Below are 16,259 nucleotides of genomic sequence, written 5' to 3'. Positions count from 1 at the left end.
TATATATAGCGCTTTTCCCCGGGGATTTCTGCCCCCAATGCGAAACGCGCATGTCCGCCGTCTGCCGGCGTTCGAAAACACCGGCTCTCCTTGTGGCAGTCTTCGTCGCCTTGTTGGTCGAGCTTCTTACGAAGCCGCTGTTCCAACTCTGCGCCGAACCCTGCGGGTCCCTCAAAACTGAATTTTTCCTCGATTCCCTCGACCGAGGGAAATTCACACTATCTAGGGTCGAACCTGCCTGCAAACACTAAATATAGTGTTAACAGACAATTTATTCCAGTCCGACAAATCTCCCTTTTCGCTCCCGAAGCCCCCACGATCCAACGCTTCCGCCAGCCTCGTAAACAGGCGGAAATCATGGCCAAAACGCACAAAATCCGGGGAAATGACCGGGCTCGAAACTCTCCGGTCGCGCCCTCAACAAGAGCACATGGCACATAAAAGGCGACTCGGTTTGCGTCGTCAAGGATTCGTTTGCGTAGCTTTTGTGACCCCAACATCTTGTGTGTCACATATGTGGATAACGGGGACAAAAAGCGGCTGAGGGAAGCCCGATTCTGCCGGCGTGGACCGCTGGTGAGCGGTTCACCCGAGACAGGCCCGGCCGGATTCTGGCTCACAGCCTTTTCATTTTAGCTGGCGTGCATTATGTCTTTGGCCTCGCGCGGGGGCGCGTCTTGTCAATTCCAAGAGCATCCGTTACGCCCCGCCCATGACAGTTACCGTCCGTTTTGCCCCCTCACCAACCGGCCGCATTCATATCGGCAATGCCCGCACCGCCTTGTTCAACTGGCTGTTTGCCATGAACAACAAGGGCCGTTTCATCCAGCGCTTCGACGACACAGACATTGCCCGCTCGAGGCAGGAATTTTCCGACGCCATCCTCTACGACCTGCACTGGCTGGGGATTTTTCCCGACGCCACCGAATACCAGTCGCGGCGCTTCGAAACTTACGACGCGGCGGTGGAGCGGCTGCAGAGAGCCGGCGTTGTCTATCCCTGCTACGAGACCCCCGAAGAACTCGACCTGCGCCGCAAGGTGCGCCGCACGCGCGGCCTGCCGCCGGTCTATGGCCGCGAGGCGCTGGCGCTTTCGCAGCAGCAGATCGCCGAATACCGCTCCGATGGCCGCCGGCCGCACTGGCGCTTTCTGCTGCCCAACTTCACCAGCGATCCGCTGCAGCCCGAGCGCACCGAAGTGCACTGGAACGATCTGGTGCGCGGCGAGGAAACCGTCGATCTGGCCTCACTGTCCGATCCGGTGCTGCGGCGCGAGGACGGCACTTATCTCTACACGCTGCCTTCGGTCGTCGACGACATCGAGATGGGGGTCAGCCATGTCATCCGCGGCGACGACCACGTCACCAACACCGGCGTGCAGATCGCGCTGTTCAAGGCATTGGGCGCCGAGCCGCCTGTCTTCGGCCACCACAATCTCTTGACCACGGCCTCGGGCGAGGGCCTGTCGAAGCGCAGCGGTGCGCTGTCGATCGAAAGCCTGCGCGAGGAGGGCATCGAGCCGATGGCTGTGGCTTCGCTGGCCGTCCTTGTCGGCACCTCGGAAAATGTCGCGGCGGTGCATGACATGCCGGCACTGGCCGCGCGCTTCGATCCCGCCGCCACGTCGAAATCGGCGGCCAAATTCGACCCGGACGAGCTGTTCGTGCTCAATCGTGCGCTCATGCACCACATGCCGTTTTCCGAGGCGCGGGATCGGCTGATCGTGCTCGGCATCTCCGGCGACAAGGCCGAGCCGTTCTGGCTGGCGGTGCGTGGCAATCTCGACCGGCTGAGCGACGCGGTCGGCTGGTGGCGTATCCTTGCCGACGGCCCGCAGCCCGCGCCGGAATTTTCCGACGAGGATCGCGACTTCCTGCAGCAGGCCTTCGACCTGTTGCCGGAAGAGCCGTGGACCGGAACGGTGTGGAAGGACTGGACGGCCAGGATCAGGGAAGCCAGCGGCCGCAAGGGCAAGGCGCTGTTCATGCCGCTGAGACTGGCGCTTACCGGACTTGCTTCCGGGCCGGAGCTTGCAGATCTATTGCCGCTGCTGGGTCGGGAAGGAACGTTGGCCCGACGACCCTGACCTTGCGCTGGTCCGGCGGGATCAGCGACACCGGCGACACCACCGGTTTGACGGCAAGGCGCTTGATGGCAGCGCGGTCGAGCCCGCCCTGCATATTGGCCAGCGTCTCCGGATCCGCGCCCGGATCGGGTTTGGCCGCCGGCACCGGAATGAATGGCGTTGTCTCGGTATCAGGCTGCGATTGGTCGGGCGGTGGCGGGTTGCCGCCGATGATCTCGAAATTTCCGGCCTGCGCATTGCAGCCACAAGCCAGCGGCCGCGACATGTTGGGCTGTTTGTAGAGATAGGCGGTCGGCAACTCGCTGTAGGGCCTGCCGGTCACCGACGACGTCATGTTGGCCGAATCGTCTTCCATGCCGCGCGAATAGAACACCTGCATTTCGGTGCCGGGGCAGCTCGATTCGCAGTTCTTCTGGTCGCGCTCGAAATCGCCGAGCGAAGCCGAGTTCGACATCGGGAAGAAATAGCCGTCGCAGGTGCGCACGCAGCTCGTATGGAACTCGCCGCCGACCGTCGGGAAATCCGGCACGCCGGGCTGATTGAGCACCCGGCGCACATTGCGCTCCTCGCCGGGATCATCGGGCTGATCGAGCGTGTCGATCTGCCGGTTGCCGCCGAAAAGCTGGTCGAACAGATTGCCGTCGTCGGGTTCGCGGCTGGCTTCCTGCAGCGGCTCCCGGCGCGGCGCGGGCTCGTCACGGCAGCCATTGGCGTCGAGCGCGGCCAGGATGCGGCCGCGGTCGCGCCGCGAGCCGCCGCCGGCAAGCTGCGCGCGCTTGGCTTGCAACGCATCGAGATTGGCGTTCATGCGATCGATGCTGCTGTTCAGCGCAGCACATTGGCTGACATTGCGCGAAAACAGCGAAAACCCGCAATTCGCATCGCTCGCACGACCGCGCACCTTTGATAGCTGTTCGAACTGGCGGGAGATGGCCTTGTCATACTTCCGCACCATGCTGGAATTGCCGCCGCCATTCGATGAAGAAGCAAGCTCGGCTTCCAGTTGACGGCAAACGCGGGAGGCGGCCTGCGGTTCAGTGGTGGCGACGGCCGAAAGCACAAGCACGCCGAGCAGCGCAGCCAGGTGCTTCAGCCTCCATCGTCCGCCCGTCATTGCCCGAACCCCGCTTGCCTGCCTGTCTACCGGATTCGCGGTTAACCGTTCCCTCAATCTACAACCAAAGATGGTCTTAGCCCATAGAGGCGTTGCAGGAGGCGTTTGGATAGGGCGGCAACTGTGCGATCTCACCGCTGCATGAAAAAGGCGCAATCGCTCCGGAATTATCCCACGATCCAGCAATGCCCCGGGGAGCTGGCATGATCGCGATTACCCGTCGAACCGCGCTGCAGTTCGGTCTGTTGTGCCTGGCGGTGCCCGCCGCCCGGGCGCAGGAAAATCCAGCCGCTCCGGACTGGCGCAGCAAATTGGTCGAAGCCGCGCGTGAGCAGATCGGCATCACCACCTTCTACGACCCGACCTATGTCCGCCTCGGCTATCCCGGCGGCGACGTCGCGCCGGATCGAGGCGTGTGCACGGACGTCATCGTGCGCGCCTATCGCCGCGCCTTCGAGCTCGACCTGCAGAAGCTGGTGCATGAGGACATGGCGGCCAATTTCGCCGCCTATCCCAAGACCTGGGGCCTGAAAGCGACCGATCGAAACATCGACCACCGACGGGTCGGCAACCTTGCCGCCTTTTTCGGGCGCAAGGGTGCTTCCTTGGCCGTAAGCGAGGATCCTGCCGACTTTCAGCCGGGCGATCTTGTCACCCAGATGCTGCCCGGCAACCTGCCGCACATCGTCATCGTCTCATCCGAACGCACGGCGGACGTGCCGGAACGAGCGCTGGTCATCCACAATATCGGGTCGGGCGCCCGCGAGGAGGACACGCTGTTCGCCTTCAAGCAGACCGGGCATTACCGCTTCGCGCCTGCGTGAGAAACTCAGCCGAAATGAACCACCGCCTGCGCCTTGTGCGCCGCCTCGACCACCGCCAGCGCCGTCATATTGACGACGCCGCGCGACGTCACCGACGGCGTCAAAATATGCGCCGGCTTGTCGGTGCCAAGCAGGATCGGGCCCACATGCAGCGCATCCATCATCGTGCGCAGCGCGGTCAGCGTGATGTTGGCGGAGTCGAGGTTGGGGAACACCAGGAGATTGGCTTCGCCCTTCAGCCGCGAATGCGGATAGACGCGCTGGCGCAGATGCTCCGACAGGGCTGAATCGGCATGCATCTCGCCGTCGCATTGCAGGTCGGGCGCAACGCGCGCCAGGATCGCCGCTGCCTGCCGCATCTTCAGCGCGCTGGGTGAATCGCGCGAGCCGAAATCCGAATGCGACAGAAGCGCTGCCTTCGGCTCGATGCCGAAGCGCTGGATTTCCTCCGCCGCCAGAATGGTCATTTCGGCGATCTCCTCGGCCGTCGGGTCGACCGAGACATGGGTGTCGGTGAGGAAGACGATGCCGCGTTGCGAGATCAGCATCGACAGCGTCGACAGGTCGCGGTCCTTGACGCCCGCGCGTGGTCCGATGACCAGCGTCACATTGCGCAGATGCCGCTCGAAACGACCCTCGAGGCCGCAGATCATGGCGTCGGCATCGCCGCGCTTCAGCGCCAGTGCCGCAATCACCGTATTGTCGGTGCGCACCATGGTGCGCGCGGCCTCCGTCGTCACGCCGCGCCGGCCGGCAAGCTCGATCAACAGGTCGACATAATGGCGGTAGCGCGGATCGTCTTCCGGGTTGATCAGGCCGAAATCTACGCCCGGCTTGATACGCAGGCCGTAGCGCTTCAGCCTGACCTCGATGACATGCGGGCGGCCGATCAGGATCGGCTCGGCAATGCCTTCCTCCAGCACCACCTGGGCTGCGCGCAGCACGCGCTCGTCCTCGCCGTCGGCATAGATGACGCGCTTGGCGGTCGACGCCTTGGCCGACGAAAACACCGGCTTCATCACCAGGCCGGAGCGGAAGACGAAGCGGTTGAGCTGGTCGATATAGGCGGCGAAGTCGGTGATCGGCCGGGTCGCGACGCCGGTGTCGCAGGCAGCCTTGGCCACCGCCGGCGCGATGCGCAGGATCAGGCGGGGATCGAAGGGCGAGGGGATAAGGAAGTCGGGTCCGAAGATCGGCGTCTCGCCGGAATAGGCGCGGGCGGCGACGTCGGATGGTTCTTCGCGGGCAAGCGCGGCGATCGCCCTGACCGCGGCCATCTTCATCTCCTCGTTGATGGCGCTGGCGCCGCAATCCAGCGCACCGCGGAAGATGTAAGGAAAACAAAGCACGTTGTTGACCTGATTGGGGAAATCGGAACGGCCGGTGCAGATCATCGCGTCGGGACGAGCGGCGCGCGCGACCTCCGGCATGATCTCGGGATTGGGGTTGGCCAGCGCCAGGATCAACGGCTTAGGCGCCATATGATCAAGCAATTCCGGCTTCAGCACGCCGGCGGCCGACAGGCCGAGAAAAACGTCGGCGCCAGGGATCACATCGGCCAGCGTGCGCGCCTCGGTGTCCTTCACATAGGGGTCTTTCCAACGATCCATCTCGTCGGTGCGGCCCTTGTAGGCGACGCCGAAGCGGTCGGTGACCCAGATGTTCTCTACCTTGGCGCCAAGCGAGACCAACAGGTTGAGGCAGGCGAGCGCTGCCGCACCGGCGCCTGAGGTGACGATCTTGATGTCGGAAATGGTCTTGCCGGCGAATTCCAGCCCGTTGAGCACCGCGGCGGCGACGATGATGGCGGTGCCATGCTGGTCGTCATGGAAGACGGGAATGCCCATGCGGGCCTTCAACTGCGCCTCGACCTCGAAGCATTCGGGCGCCTTGATGTCCTCGAGATTGATGCCGCCGAATGTCGGTTCCAGCGCCGAGATCGTCTCGACCATGCGCTCTATGCCCGGCGCGTCGATCTCGATGTCGAAGACGTCGATGCCGGCGAATTTCTTGAACAGCACCGCCTTGCCTTCCATCACCGGCTTGGAGGCGAGCGGGCCGATATTGCCGAGCCCGAGCACGGCCGAGCCGTTGGAGACGACGCCGACCAGATTGGCGCGCGCTGTATAATCGGCCGCGGTTGCCGGATTGTCGCGGATTTCGAGGCAGGGCGCGGCAACACCCGGCGAATAGGCCAACGCCAGGTCGCGCTGGTTGCCGAGCGGCTTGGTCGCCTGGATCTCGAGCTTTCCCGGCCTTGGATGCTTGTGGAAGTAGAGGGCGGCTTCGTCGAGGTCCGAACGTGCCGTTTTCTTGTTCTCGCCTTCCATGCGGCCGCTCCCTCAAACCTGCTTTGCAGCCTTTTAGCACGCAAAAATGGTTTTTCGCGACGCCAAATGACGCAAGGGCGGCTAAAACAACCGGGGCCAGAAATATTGAACTATTTCAAATAATTGCGCTGAAATCCTGCCGACTATCCATCGAGCCCTTTAGAACGCGCTGACATAGAGGCCGCCATCGACCGGGATGTTCTGACCGGTGAGATAGCCGGCATGGGCCGAGCACAGAAAGGCGCAGATCTGGCCGAACTCTTCCGGCGTGCCGAGCCGCTTGGCCGGAACGTCGGCGCTGATGCGGGTCTTGCGCGCTGCGGCCGCTGCCGGGTCTTCCATCGTACCGGCCTCATGCGGGCCGCGCAGCCGATCGGTGTCGAGCTTGCCCGGCAGCAGGCTGTTGATGGTGACGTTGCGGTCGATCACCGTGCGCGCCACGCCGGCCAGGAACGAGGTCAGGCCGGCGCGCGCGCCGGACGACAGATCGAGGCCGGGAATCGGGACGTAGACCGACAGCGAGGTGATGTTGACGATGCGGCCGAAGCCGCGCTTGGCCATGCCGTCGATCACGGCCTGCACCAGTTCGATCGGCGTCACCATGTTCTGCGTCACGCCTTCGAGGATCTTTGCCCGGTCGAGTTCGCGGAAATCGCGCAAGGGCGGGCCGCCATTGTTGTTGACCAGGATATCCGGGTCGGGGCAGGCGGCCAGGATTGCCTTCTGCACCTCGGGTTTCGAGACGTCGCCAACGATCTCGGTCACCTTCACGCCGTAGCGTTCGCGCAGTTCGGCTGCGGTTTTTGCCAGCAGCTCGGCATTGCGGCCGTTGACAACGAGATCGCAGCCGGCCTCGGCCAGCGCCGTGGCGCAGCCGCGGCCAAGCCCTTTGCTCGATGCGCAGACGATGGCCTTCTTGCCCTTGATGCCAAGATCCATGACGATTTTCTCCTGTGAATGGCGCGGCACGCTAGCCCTTTGGCTGGCCCAATCGCAACCGTCATACGGTTGTTGCATGAATCGGGGCATAGCCTGCGCGAAAGCAACGGTGACGATCTGATGTCCGGTACAGAAACCCGCACTTTCCGCAGCATGTTCATATCCGACCTGCATCTCGGATCGAAGGCGGCCAAGGCCGAGTTCCTGATAGATTTCCTGCGGTATCACGACGCCGATATCATCTATCTCGTCGGAGACATCGTCGACGGCTGGCGGCTGCGGCGCAGCTGGCATTGGCCGCAGAGCCACAATGACGTCGTCCAGAAACTGCTGCGCAAGGCGCGAAAGGGCACCTCGATCACCTATATCGCCGGTAATCACGACGAATTCGCGCGCCAGTTCCAAGGCGTGCATTTCGGCGGCATCGTCGTTGCCGACCGCGCCATCCACGAAACCGCCGATGGCAGGCGCCTGCTGGTCATCCACGGCGACCAGTTCGACACCGTCGTCCATAATGCACGCTGGCTGGCCTATCTCGGCGACTACGCCTATGACGCCGCGATGATGGTCAACCGCGTGGTGACGAAGCTCCGCCATTTGCTGGGTCTCCCTTACTGGTCGTTCTCGTCCTGGGCCAAGGTCAAGGTCAAGAAGGCGGTCAACTTCATCGGCTCGTTCCAGACGGTGCTGGCCGAGGAGGCCCGCCGCTCGCATGTCGACGGCGTCATCTGCGGCCACATCCATCACGCCGCCATCGAGACTTATGAGGATGTGCAGTACATCAACACCGGCGACTGGGTGGAGAGCTGCACGGCGGTGGTCGAACATTTCGACGGCAAGATGGAGATCATCCACTGGGCGCTGGTGCTGCCCGAAGTACCGGACGAGCCGTTCATCCCCTTGCTGATCGAAGACAGGGTCGTCGAAGCGGCATAACCCTCCTGTTAATCGACTGGTCCAGGCAGTTTCGGACCGCTTTCGCGCATGTTAAGGGATCGATCTGCGTTGCAGCCCTTTGTGCAGCGTAATTGGATCGATTCATGTCGCTGCCGCCGCTCTCGCCCGAACAACTCGTCAAGCCGCGCCATTTCGAACTGCGCATGAGTCTGATCTTCGCGACATTATTCGTGTCGCTGGGAACGCATGTGCCTTATTTCCCGCTGTGGCTGCATGCCCAGGGTTTCCACGCCGAGCAGATCGCCATCATCCTGGCGGCGCCGATGTTCCTGCGCGTGGTGACAACACCCCTGCTGACCGCGCTGGCCGACCGGGCGAAGGACAGGGCGGATGTCTATATTGCGCTGGTGGCCGCGACGATGGTTCTTTCCGCCGGCTATTTCCTCACTCCCACCTATGCGGCGGTGCTTGCCGTATCGCTGGCGCTGACGGTGGTGTGGACGCCGCATTCGCCGATCGCCGATTCGCTCGCGCTGTCGGGCGTGCGCCGCTTCGGCTCGAACTACACCGCGATGCGCAAATGGGGCTCGATATCCTATCTCTGCGCCAACGTCGCAGGCGGCTTTATCCTGGCCTGGACGAGCCCGGAGGCCGTGCCGGTAATCATCTTTGCGGCGCTGTCTGCCGCGCTCGTCGCCGGATTGCTGGCGCCGCGGCTTGGCCGCCCGCGCCGCGCTTCGCCGCTTTCGGCCGCCGACATCCAGCATCAGGCGCCGAGCCTTCTCAATCCGTATTTCCTGTATTTCACCCTCGGCGTCGGCATCATCACCGCCAGCCATGCCTTCCTCTACGGCTTTGTCTCCATCTACTGGAAATCGGTCGGCATCAGCGATTCCGTCGTTGGCCTGCTGTGGGCCTGGGGCGTAGTGGCCGAGGTCTGCATGTTCGTGTTTTTCAACCGTATTTTTGCCTCGGTCTCGGTGGTCAAGGTGATGCTGATCGCCGGCATCGGCTCCATCGTGCGCTGGATCGCCTTTCCGCTGATCTGGCCACTCGGGCTTGGCGTCGCCGGTTTCTTCGGCGTCCAGACCCTGCATTCGGTGTCGGTGGCGATGGTGTTGATCGGCCTGCAGAAGATGATCGGCGAAACGGTTTCGGAAGAACGCACGGGTGCGGCGCAAGGCATTGCCTATTTCTTCAACGGCTTCTTCATGGCGGCGGTGACGCTGGCGTCCGGCCCGCTTTATGAGCGCTACGGCGTCGACGGCTTCCTGGCGATGATCCCGATCGCCATCATCGGCCTGGCGCTGATCGGGCTCGCCGCGCGTTCAGCCCCACAGCATCCTGTCAGGCGGTGACACCAGCGACCCCTGGTAGACGAGCCCGGGCTGGCGGTCGCGGGCAAGCAGCAGCGGGCCGTCGAGGTCGACGAACTCGGCGCCCTGTGCAAGCAACACAGCCGGCGCCATTGCCAGCGACGTGCCGACCATGCAGCCGACCATCACGCCGAATCCCAGCTCCCGGGCGCGGTTGCGAAGGGTAAGGGCGGCGGTCAGGCCGCCGGATTTGTCGAGCTTGATGTTGACGGCGTCATAGAGGCCGACAAGCGCTTCGAGGTCCTTCGCCTCGTGGACGCTTTCGTCTGCGCAGATCGGCACCGGATGCGCGATGTGGCGCAGGATGGCATCATGGCCGGCGGGAAGCGGCTGTTCGATCAGGGCTATGCCATGTTCGGCGGCGAAAGCGAGATTCTCGATGATGTTGGCATCGGTCCAGCCTTCATTGGCGTCGAGGATGATGCGGCTGTCGGGCGCCGCTTCGGTCACGGCGCGGATGCGGGCCAAGTCGTTGTCGCCGCCGATCTTGACCTTGAGCAGCGGCCGCCCGGCATTGGCGCGGGCTTGCGCCGCCATTGCCTCCGGCTCGCCCAGCGACAGCGTGTAGGCCGTCTCCAGCGCCGACAAGGGCACAACGTGGATGGCGTCCGCGACCGCAACGCCGCTGATCTTGGCCTCCAGGTCCCACAAGGCGCAATCGATGGCGTTGCGGGCAGCACCCGCCGGCATCGCATCGAGCAGTTCCTTGCGGCTGATGCCGCCTTCTATCTGCCGGCGCATGGCCTCGGTGGCGTCGCGCACCCCCTCCATGGTCTCGCCATAGCGCTTGTAGGGGACGCATTCGCCCCATCCGCGATTGTCCCCATCGCTGATCGTGCAGGTAATGACTTCGGCTTCGGTCTTCGACCCGCGCGAGATGGTGAAGGTGCCGGCAATGGGAAAACGCTCGGCCTCAACCGAAATGACACGCGCCATAATTTTCTGCTCCGGCTATGCGACAACGCGTCGTCGGCAAATCGACAGGTACGACCCGTCAGGCTAAACAGGACGCCATGTTGACCATCGGCAAACGCGACGCAAGCGGCAACGCCGCCAAGGAGGCCGACCACCAGCCCCGCGTTGCGGTCGGCGAGGAGGGCGGCGTCCTCGGCTGCGCTTTCTCCGGCATCTGGACGACGACGACAGTGGCGCTGATCGACGCCGAGATGCGCAAGATCGAGCAGCGCAAAGGCTTCCAGACGCTCGCTTTGGATCTTTCCCACATCGAGAAGATGGACACCGCCGGAGCCTGGCTGATCGATCGCCTGGTCAGTGTCTTCGAAAAGAAGGGTGTCGAGATCAAGATGCAGGGGCAAAGCGATGTCGCCTCGATCCTGCTCGGCGCCGTTGGCGAAGCTGTCCGGCGCGAGCCCGAATCGCGCGGCGTCCGGCGCCCCAACATCATCCTCCGCGGGCTGGAGGCGGTCGGCCGCCGCATCTATGAGATGCGCGACGATTTCCTCGCCTCGATGAACATCCTCGGCGCCACCATCGGCGGCGCCCAGATGAAGCTCGGGCGCGGCCATGCCATCAATCCGGCGGCGATCTTCAACCAGATCGATCGCATGGGGGTCGGCGCCATCCCCGTGGTGGTGCTGATGTCGGCGATCGTCGGCGCCATCGTCGCCCAGCAGGGCGCCTACCAGCTCAATTATTTCGGCGCCAACATTTTCGTTGTCGATCTGGTCGGCGTGCTGATCCTGCGCGAACTCGGCGTGCTGATGACCGCCATCATGATCGCCGGCCGCTCCGGCAGCGCCATCACCGCCGAGATCGGCTCGATGAAGATGCGCGAGGAGGTCGACGCGCTGAAGGTCATCGGCCTCAACCCGATCGGCGTGCTGGTGTTTCCGCGCCTGGNGGCGCCGACCAGCACCGGCGGCAGATGCGCGAGGAGGTCGACGCGCTGAAGGTCATCGGCCTCAACCCGATCGGCGTGCTGGTGTTTCCGCGCCTGGTGGCGCTGGTGATCGCGCTGCCCTGTCTCACCATCGTCGCCAATTTTGCCGCTCTTGGCGGCGGCATCCTAGCCGCCTGGCTTTATTCCGGTATTGCGCCGACGGCCTTCATCGACCGGCTGCGCGGCGCGATCGATATCAGCACCATCTTCGCCGGGCTGATCAAGGCGCCGTTCATGGCCATGATCATCGGCACCATTGCTTCCGTAGAAGGCATGAAGGTCGGCGGCAGCGCCGAATCGCTGGGTCTGCACGTCACCGCCTCGGTTGTGAAATCGATCTTCGTTGTCATCATCCTCGATGGCCTTTTTGCCATCTTCTACGCATCGATCGAGTTCTGACATGATGCGCAGAAACTCAAAGGCGACCAAGGCTATGCAGGGAACGGGCGAAAGCGATATCGTGCTGTCGGTGCGCGACATCACCGTTGCCCTGGACGACAAGCTGATCCTCGACAAACTGGCGCTCGACATCAAGCGCGGCGAAATCCTCGGTTTCGTCGGCGCCTCGGGCGCCGGCAAATCGGTGCTGCTGCGCACGATTCTCGGCCTGCTGCACAAGCAGTCCGGCACGATCAAGCTGTTTGGCCTCGACCTCGAAAAGGCCAGCGACATCGAACGGTTGCGCATCGACATGCGCCTTGGCGTGCTTTTCCAGCACGGCGCCCTGTTTTCGGCGTTGACCGTGCAGGAAAACGTGCAGGTGCCGATGCGCGAATATCTCGATCTGCCGAAGAAACTGATGGACGAACTGGCCTTGCTCAAGATCGAACTGGTCGGCCTGCCGCCGGACGCCGCGCAAAAATTTCCCTCGGAGCTTTCGGGCGGCATGATCAAGCGCGCCGCCCTGGCGCGGGCGCTGGCGCTCGACCCCGACATCGTCTTCCTCGACGAGCCGACTTCCGGCCTCGACCCGATCAGCGCGTCCGAATTCGACGAACTGGTGGTCAAGCTGCGCGATACAATGGATCTGACGGTCTATATGGTGACGCACGATCTCGACACGCTGTTTACCGCTTGCGACCGCGTGGCGGTGCTCGGCAACAAGAAAATCCTGGTCGAAGGCACGATCGACGACATGCTGAAAAGCGAAGAACCGTGGGTCAAATCCTATTTCCGCGGAAAACGCGCTCGGCAACTTGATCTTGCCGCGCGCGCATAGACATAAGTGGGGCAATGGAAACCAGAGCCAACTACGTCATTGTCGGCATTTTCACCCTGGCTGCAATCCTGGCGGCGTTCGGGTTCGTCTATTGGACCGCCCAGATCGGTGATCGCGGCGAGACGGCGGAGCTGCGCGTGCGCATTCAGGGTTCGGCCTCCGGCCTCGGCCCCGGCAGTCTGGTGCTGTTCAACGGCGTCAAGGTCGGGGTGGTCAAGCGCGTCTATTTCGATCGCAATGACCCCAATGCCGCCATTGCTACGACCGAGATCGACCAGACAACGCCGCTCACCAAATCGACGCAGGCCGATATCGGCATCGCCAGCCTTGCCGGCCAGGTCAACATCGAATTGAAGGGCGCCGATCCCAAGGAACCGAACCTGCTGGAAGAGGCGGCAAAGGAAGGCAGGACCGCCGAGATCATCGCCAATCCATCGGCGGTCACCAACCTGCTGCAAACGGCACAGAATATCTTCACCCGTGCCGACAAGGTGCTTTCCGACCTAGAAGGGTTCACCAGGGATGTGCGCGGGCCGCTGACCCAGACCGTCAAGAACGCCCAGACATTTTCCGATGCGCTGGCCAGGAATGCCGACGGCATCGACAAGTTCCTGACCGCCGTCAGCGCGCTGTCGGACGAGTTGAAGGGTGTTTCCGGCAAGCTCGACGGCACACTGAAGGCTGCCGAAGGCCTGCTCAATGCCGTCGACAAGGACAAGATCAAGAGCATCGTCGCCAATGTGGACGCCGTCACCGCCAATCTGAAGGAGACCAGCGGACAGCTCGACGGCGTGATCAAGAACGTCGATACCGCGGTCGGCTCGGTCAACGATTTCGCCACGCGCACGCAAGGCACGCTGGCAAAGGTCGACAATGTGCTCGACGGCATCGATCCGGCGCAGGTGCGCGTGGCGCTCGCCAACATTCAGAAGGCCAGCGAAAATGCCAACAAGGCCGCCGCCGACATCGCCAAGGTGACCGACAAGTTCGCCGACCGGGCCGACGACATCGACGAGACGATCAAGGACGCCAAACAGCTTGCGTCGCGCCTCAACGATGCCTCGGTGCGCGTCGACGGCATCCTGAAAAGGGTCGATACGCTGCTCGGTTCGGGCCAAGCCGACGGCGTCATGGCCGATGCCAGGGACACGCTGAAGTCGTTCAAGCAGGTCGCCGACACGCTGAACGCCCGGCTTGGCACGATCACCGACAACATCGCGCGCTTCTCGGGCCAGGGCCTGTCGAATGTCGAGGCGCTGGTCCAGGACAGCCGGCGTTCGATCAGTCGCATCGAAGAGGCGGTGACCGATCTCAGCCGCAACCCGCAGCGCATCCTGTCGGGCGGCGACGGCGAGGTCCGGCAGTTCGATGGCAGGGCACGGCGTTGACTTCCGTGCCCGCCCGCAGCAATTACATGGACCGCGGATGCGGATTCATCATACGATCCGGGGACAGTGGGGATCACGAGTGACGTTCGGGTTGGGTGGGTATAAATCGGCGGCCGTTTTGCTTGGCCTGACGCTGGCTGGTTGCGCGGCATTGGGAGGCAAGCCGGCGCCACTCGATACGTTCGAGCTGTCCGCCCCGTCGATCGACGCCCATGGCCACAGCCGCCGCCAGATCCTGATCGCCCAGCCATCCGCGCTCAAGGCGCTGGACAGCCAGAACATCGTCATCAAGCCGTCAGATCGCTCGATCCAGTATCTCAAGGGCGCGCAATGGGCCGACCGGCTGCCGCTGATCGTGCAGGCGAGGCTCGCCGAAACCTTCCAGCGCTCCGGCAGCTTTGCCGGCGTCGGCAAGCCGGGCGAGGGGCTGGCGATCGACTACCAAATTATCGTCGAGATCCGCTCCTTCGAAGTCCGCGTCAATGGTGGCGAGCATGCCGAGGTCAATCTCTTCGTACGCATCCTGAACGACCGCAACGGCGAGGTGCGCGCCTCGAAGAGCTTTACCGCATCCGCTCCCGTCTCCGGCAGCGGCAATCCGGCCTATGTCAACGCGCTCGACAGCGCCTTCGGCGAGGCGGCGAAGGATATTGTGGGCTGGACGGATTCGGTTATCTGAGCGAACCCGGCGAGGCGCTTGAGACCCAGGAACCTTAGCCGCCTGCCAGACGGTTGGTGACCAGTTCTGCCTTCATCCAGTGGGTTTCACTCTGGACATGTCCTGCCCGTACATATTTGCCCATGCGAATGGGCATGTCTGCCTCAGCAAATGCTTCGGCAACCCTAGCCACAAAGCCTTCTTGCTTGGCCTTATCCAGGGACGCAGCCAGATTATCGAAGAGGTTGGGGCTGAAAGGCCCACGATAGAGCGTGGGAACAGGGTTGTGTGCGTCAAGTTCTGCAAAATGGGGCAGCCATGATGCTGGTCATGCGGCTTGGCGCAGAGCGAGCTTNAATCAGGTGACGTGAACAATCACCAGCCTGCCATGACCGCCCCCTCTCAGCGAATTTGCAGAACTCTCAGCACACTACCGGGAACAGGAGTGATGCCCAGTTCCTCAAACCGGGCCAGGGTCAAATCCCACGGTTGAATCTCGGTCCCGATGATCCATGCAAAGCCAAGAAAAAATGACGGCAGCGCATCATACGCAACCGAATGTCGGGCATAGAGGTTCTCGCCCACAATCCGTTCATCGTCAGCAAGTTGCGGTGAAACATTTGCTGCAAATGCCTTCAGCCAGTCTCGGGATGGATGATAACGGCTATCGGGACTGCGCGCGTGAGAGCCATCGCGATGAAGGGTTGTGTTCTCTCCATCCATCTTCTCGGTGACCACAAGATCAGCCACCCTTAGTCCTTCAAGCGACGCCATGACCTTGTCGTCGCTGGTGGCTCCGACCGATATCGGCAGATGAAAGGTGCGACCGTATTTCCTCATGCTGGAGGCATAGCTTGCAGCCCATCGCGCCAGCAAGGGCAGCCTGAGTTCTTTGCGCTCGTCATTGTTCGATCCATGACAAACGAAAAAGGCGGGAAATTTCCCGCCTTTTTCATTTTGATGCAGCAATCGTAGCTAGTGCAAACGGCCGCTCGCATGGGCCAGCATGGTGTAGACCTTGCCGGTGTCCGACGTCAGGTAGGTCTGCGCCATGATGTTGTCGCGGTCGTTGCGCGAGACGTCCTTGAGCAGCTTCTCGAAATCGTCGCAGTAGCGGTCGACGGCGGCGCGGAACTCCGCCTCGGCCTGATATTTGCGGCGGATTTCGTCAAAGGTCTGCTGGCCCTTGAGTGTGTAGAGGCGGCGCGTGAACACGTCACGCTCGCCGCGCCGGTAGCGGTTCCACAGCTCGATCGAGGCGTCGTGGTCGATCGCCCGGGCAATATCGACCGAGAGCGAGTTGAGCGACTCCATGACATGCAGCGGCGAGCGCTGGGCGGGAGTTGCGCGCGGTGCTTCCGCGGGCGCTGCCGGCCTGGCGACTTCCTCCTCGCGCGATGCCCCGGTCAGGAGATCGCGCACCCAGCCGCCTTGCGGCGTGCGGGCGTTGGCGTCGCGCTGGCGCGGTGCTTCGGCAGGGCGTTCGATATCGAGCGTGCCACGCAGGCCGCCGACCGGCGCCTGCGGA

The 16,259-nt window shown here is 63.0% G+C and carries 13 protein-coding genes and 1 pseudogene; 8 read left to right on the top strand and 6 right to left on the bottom strand.

Going from position 1 to position 16,259, the window contains the following annotated elements; genetic code table 11:
• Window positions 1–712 precede the first annotated feature (712 nt).
• Window positions 713–2,086 carry a glutamate--tRNA ligase gene (gene gltX, locus X728_RS155820; protein ID WP_023684934.1) on the top strand — a complete coding sequence of 458 codons (1,374 nt, stop codon included), beginning with the start codon at window positions 713–715 and terminating at the stop codon, window positions 2,084–2,086.
• Here gltX and X728_RS155825 read toward each other — a convergent pair.
• Window positions 2,004–3,200, bottom strand: coding sequence for a DUF2865 domain-containing protein (locus X728_RS155825; RefSeq protein ID WP_023831278.1), 1,197 nt, complete (start codon window positions 3,198–3,200; stop codon window positions 2,004–2,006). The genes gltX and X728_RS155825 overlap by 83 nt on opposite strands.
• Window positions 3,201–3,403: 203 nt before the next feature.
• Between X728_RS155825 and X728_RS155830 the strand changes: the two genes are divergently transcribed.
• Entirely contained in the window at window positions 3,404–4,024 is a 621-nt protein-coding gene (locus X728_RS155830) for a DUF1287 domain-containing protein (protein ID WP_050589882.1), read from the top strand.
• 5 nt (window positions 4,025–4,029) lie between these two features.
• Here the strand turns inward: X728_RS155830 and X728_RS155835 are convergent, their stop codons facing one another.
• Window positions 4,030–6,354, bottom strand: coding sequence for an NADP-dependent malic enzyme (locus X728_RS155835; protein ID WP_023831276.1), 2,325 nt, complete (start codon window positions 6,352–6,354; stop codon window positions 4,030–4,032).
• A 159-nt stretch (window positions 6,355–6,513) separates the two neighbouring features.
• Window positions 6,514–7,293, bottom strand: coding sequence for an SDR family oxidoreductase (locus X728_RS155840; RefSeq protein WP_023831275.1), 780 nt, complete (start codon window positions 7,291–7,293; stop codon window positions 6,514–6,516).
• Window positions 7,294–7,413: 120 nt separating this feature from the next.
• On the opposite strand from X728_RS155840, the gene X728_RS155845 reads away from it, so the two are divergent.
• Window positions 7,414–8,229, top strand: a complete 816-nt coding sequence (locus X728_RS155845) for a UDP-2,3-diacylglucosamine diphosphatase (protein WP_023831274.1) — start codon at window positions 7,414–7,416, stop codon at window positions 8,227–8,229.
• 104 nt (window positions 8,230–8,333) lie between these two features.
• On the top strand, window positions 8,334–9,548 hold the full coding sequence (locus X728_RS155850) for an MFS transporter (RefSeq protein WP_023831273.1): 1,215 nt from the start codon (window positions 8,334–8,336) through the stop codon (window positions 9,546–9,548).
• On the opposite strand, the gene dgcA is transcribed toward X728_RS155850, so the two are convergent.
• Window positions 9,519–10,502 (bottom strand): N-acetyl-D-Glu racemase DgcA, encoded by a 984-nt coding sequence (gene dgcA / locus X728_RS155855; RefSeq protein WP_023684942.1) that lies wholly within the window; start codon window positions 10,500–10,502, stop codon window positions 9,519–9,521. The two genes, X728_RS155850 and dgcA, sit on opposite strands and share 30 nt — an antisense overlap.
• 77 nt (window positions 10,503–10,579) lie before the next feature.
• Here dgcA and X728_RS01000000166580 point away from each other — a divergent pair.
• From X728_RS01000000166580 to X728_RS155870, 4 genes and pseudogenes are all read left to right on the top strand, one after another.
• Window positions 10,580–11,865: pseudogene (locus X728_RS01000000166580) on the top strand (ABC transporter permease).
• A 4-nt stretch (window positions 11,866–11,869) separates the two neighbouring features.
• Complete coding sequence (locus X728_RS155860) at window positions 11,870–12,685, top strand: ABC transporter ATP-binding protein (protein WP_196813641.1); 816 nt, start codon at window positions 11,870–11,872, stop codon at window positions 12,683–12,685.
• A 14-nt stretch (window positions 12,686–12,699) separates the two neighbouring features.
• Window positions 12,700–14,073 (top strand): MlaD family protein, encoded by a 1,374-nt coding sequence (locus X728_RS155865; protein ID WP_023690141.1) that lies wholly within the window; start codon window positions 12,700–12,702, stop codon window positions 14,071–14,073.
• Window positions 14,054–14,752 carry an ABC-type transport auxiliary lipoprotein family protein gene (locus X728_RS155870; RefSeq protein ID WP_023825086.1) on the top strand — a complete coding sequence of 233 codons (699 nt, stop codon included), beginning with the start codon at window positions 14,054–14,056 and terminating at the stop codon, window positions 14,750–14,752. Before X728_RS155865 ends, X728_RS155870 begins: the two co-directional genes overlap by 20 nt.
• 381 nt (window positions 14,753–15,133) lie before the next feature.
• Here the strand turns inward: X728_RS155870 and X728_RS0134790 are convergent, their stop codons facing one another.
• A complete protein-coding gene (locus X728_RS0134790; RefSeq protein ID WP_245266116.1) occupies window positions 15,134–15,700 on the bottom strand; it encodes an RNA ligase family protein in 567 nt (188 codons plus the stop codon).
• 6 nt (window positions 15,701–15,706) lie between these two features.
• On the bottom strand, window positions 15,707–16,259 hold a 553-nt coding region (locus X728_RS01000000166575), incomplete at its 5' end, for a hypothetical protein (RefSeq protein WP_032897611.1).

The organism is Mesorhizobium sp. L103C119B0 (assembly GCF_000502235.1).
Classification (GTDB): Bacteria; Pseudomonadota; Alphaproteobacteria; order Rhizobiales; family Rhizobiaceae; genus Mesorhizobium.
The sequence above is the reverse complement of the archived record's forward strand: the minus strand, read 5'-3'. Positions and strand labels throughout refer to the sequence as shown.

Bases quoted from the DNA above. Each gene is read 5' to 3' on its own strand.
- gltX (WP_023684934.1), top strand. From the start codon at position 713: ATGACAGTTACCGTCCGTTTTGCCCCCTCACCAACCGGCCGCATTCAT.
- X728_RS155825 (WP_023831278.1), bottom strand. From the start codon at position 3,200: ATGACGGGCGGACGATGGAGGCTGAAGCACCTGGCTGCGCTGCTCGGC.
- X728_RS155830 (WP_050589882.1), top strand. From the start codon at position 3,404: ATGATCGCGATTACCCGTCGAACCGCGCTGCAGTTCGGTCTGTTGTGC.
- X728_RS155835 (WP_023831276.1), bottom strand. From the start codon at position 6,354: ATGGAAGGCGAGAACAAGAAAACGGCACGTTCGGACCTCGACGAAGCC.
- X728_RS155840 (WP_023831275.1), bottom strand. From the start codon at position 7,293: ATGGATCTTGGCATCAAGGGCAAGAAGGCCATCGTCTGCGCATCGAGC.
- X728_RS155845 (WP_023831274.1), top strand. From the start codon at position 7,414: ATGTCCGGTACAGAAACCCGCACTTTCCGCAGCATGTTCATATCCGAC.
- X728_RS155850 (WP_023831273.1), top strand. From the start codon at position 8,334: ATGTCGCTGCCGCCGCTCTCGCCCGAACAACTCGTCAAGCCGCGCCAT.
- dgcA (WP_023684942.1), bottom strand. From the start codon at position 10,502: ATGGCGCGTGTCATTTCGGTTGAGGCCGAGCGTTTTCCCATTGCCGGC.
- X728_RS155860 (WP_196813641.1), top strand. From the start codon at position 11,870: ATGCGCAGAAACTCAAAGGCGACCAAGGCTATGCAGGGAACGGGCGAA.
- X728_RS155865 (WP_023690141.1), top strand. From the start codon at position 12,700: ATGGAAACCAGAGCCAACTACGTCATTGTCGGCATTTTCACCCTGGCT.
- X728_RS155870 (WP_023825086.1), top strand. From the start codon at position 14,054: ATGGCAGGGCACGGCGTTGACTTCCGTGCCCGCCCGCAGCAATTACAT.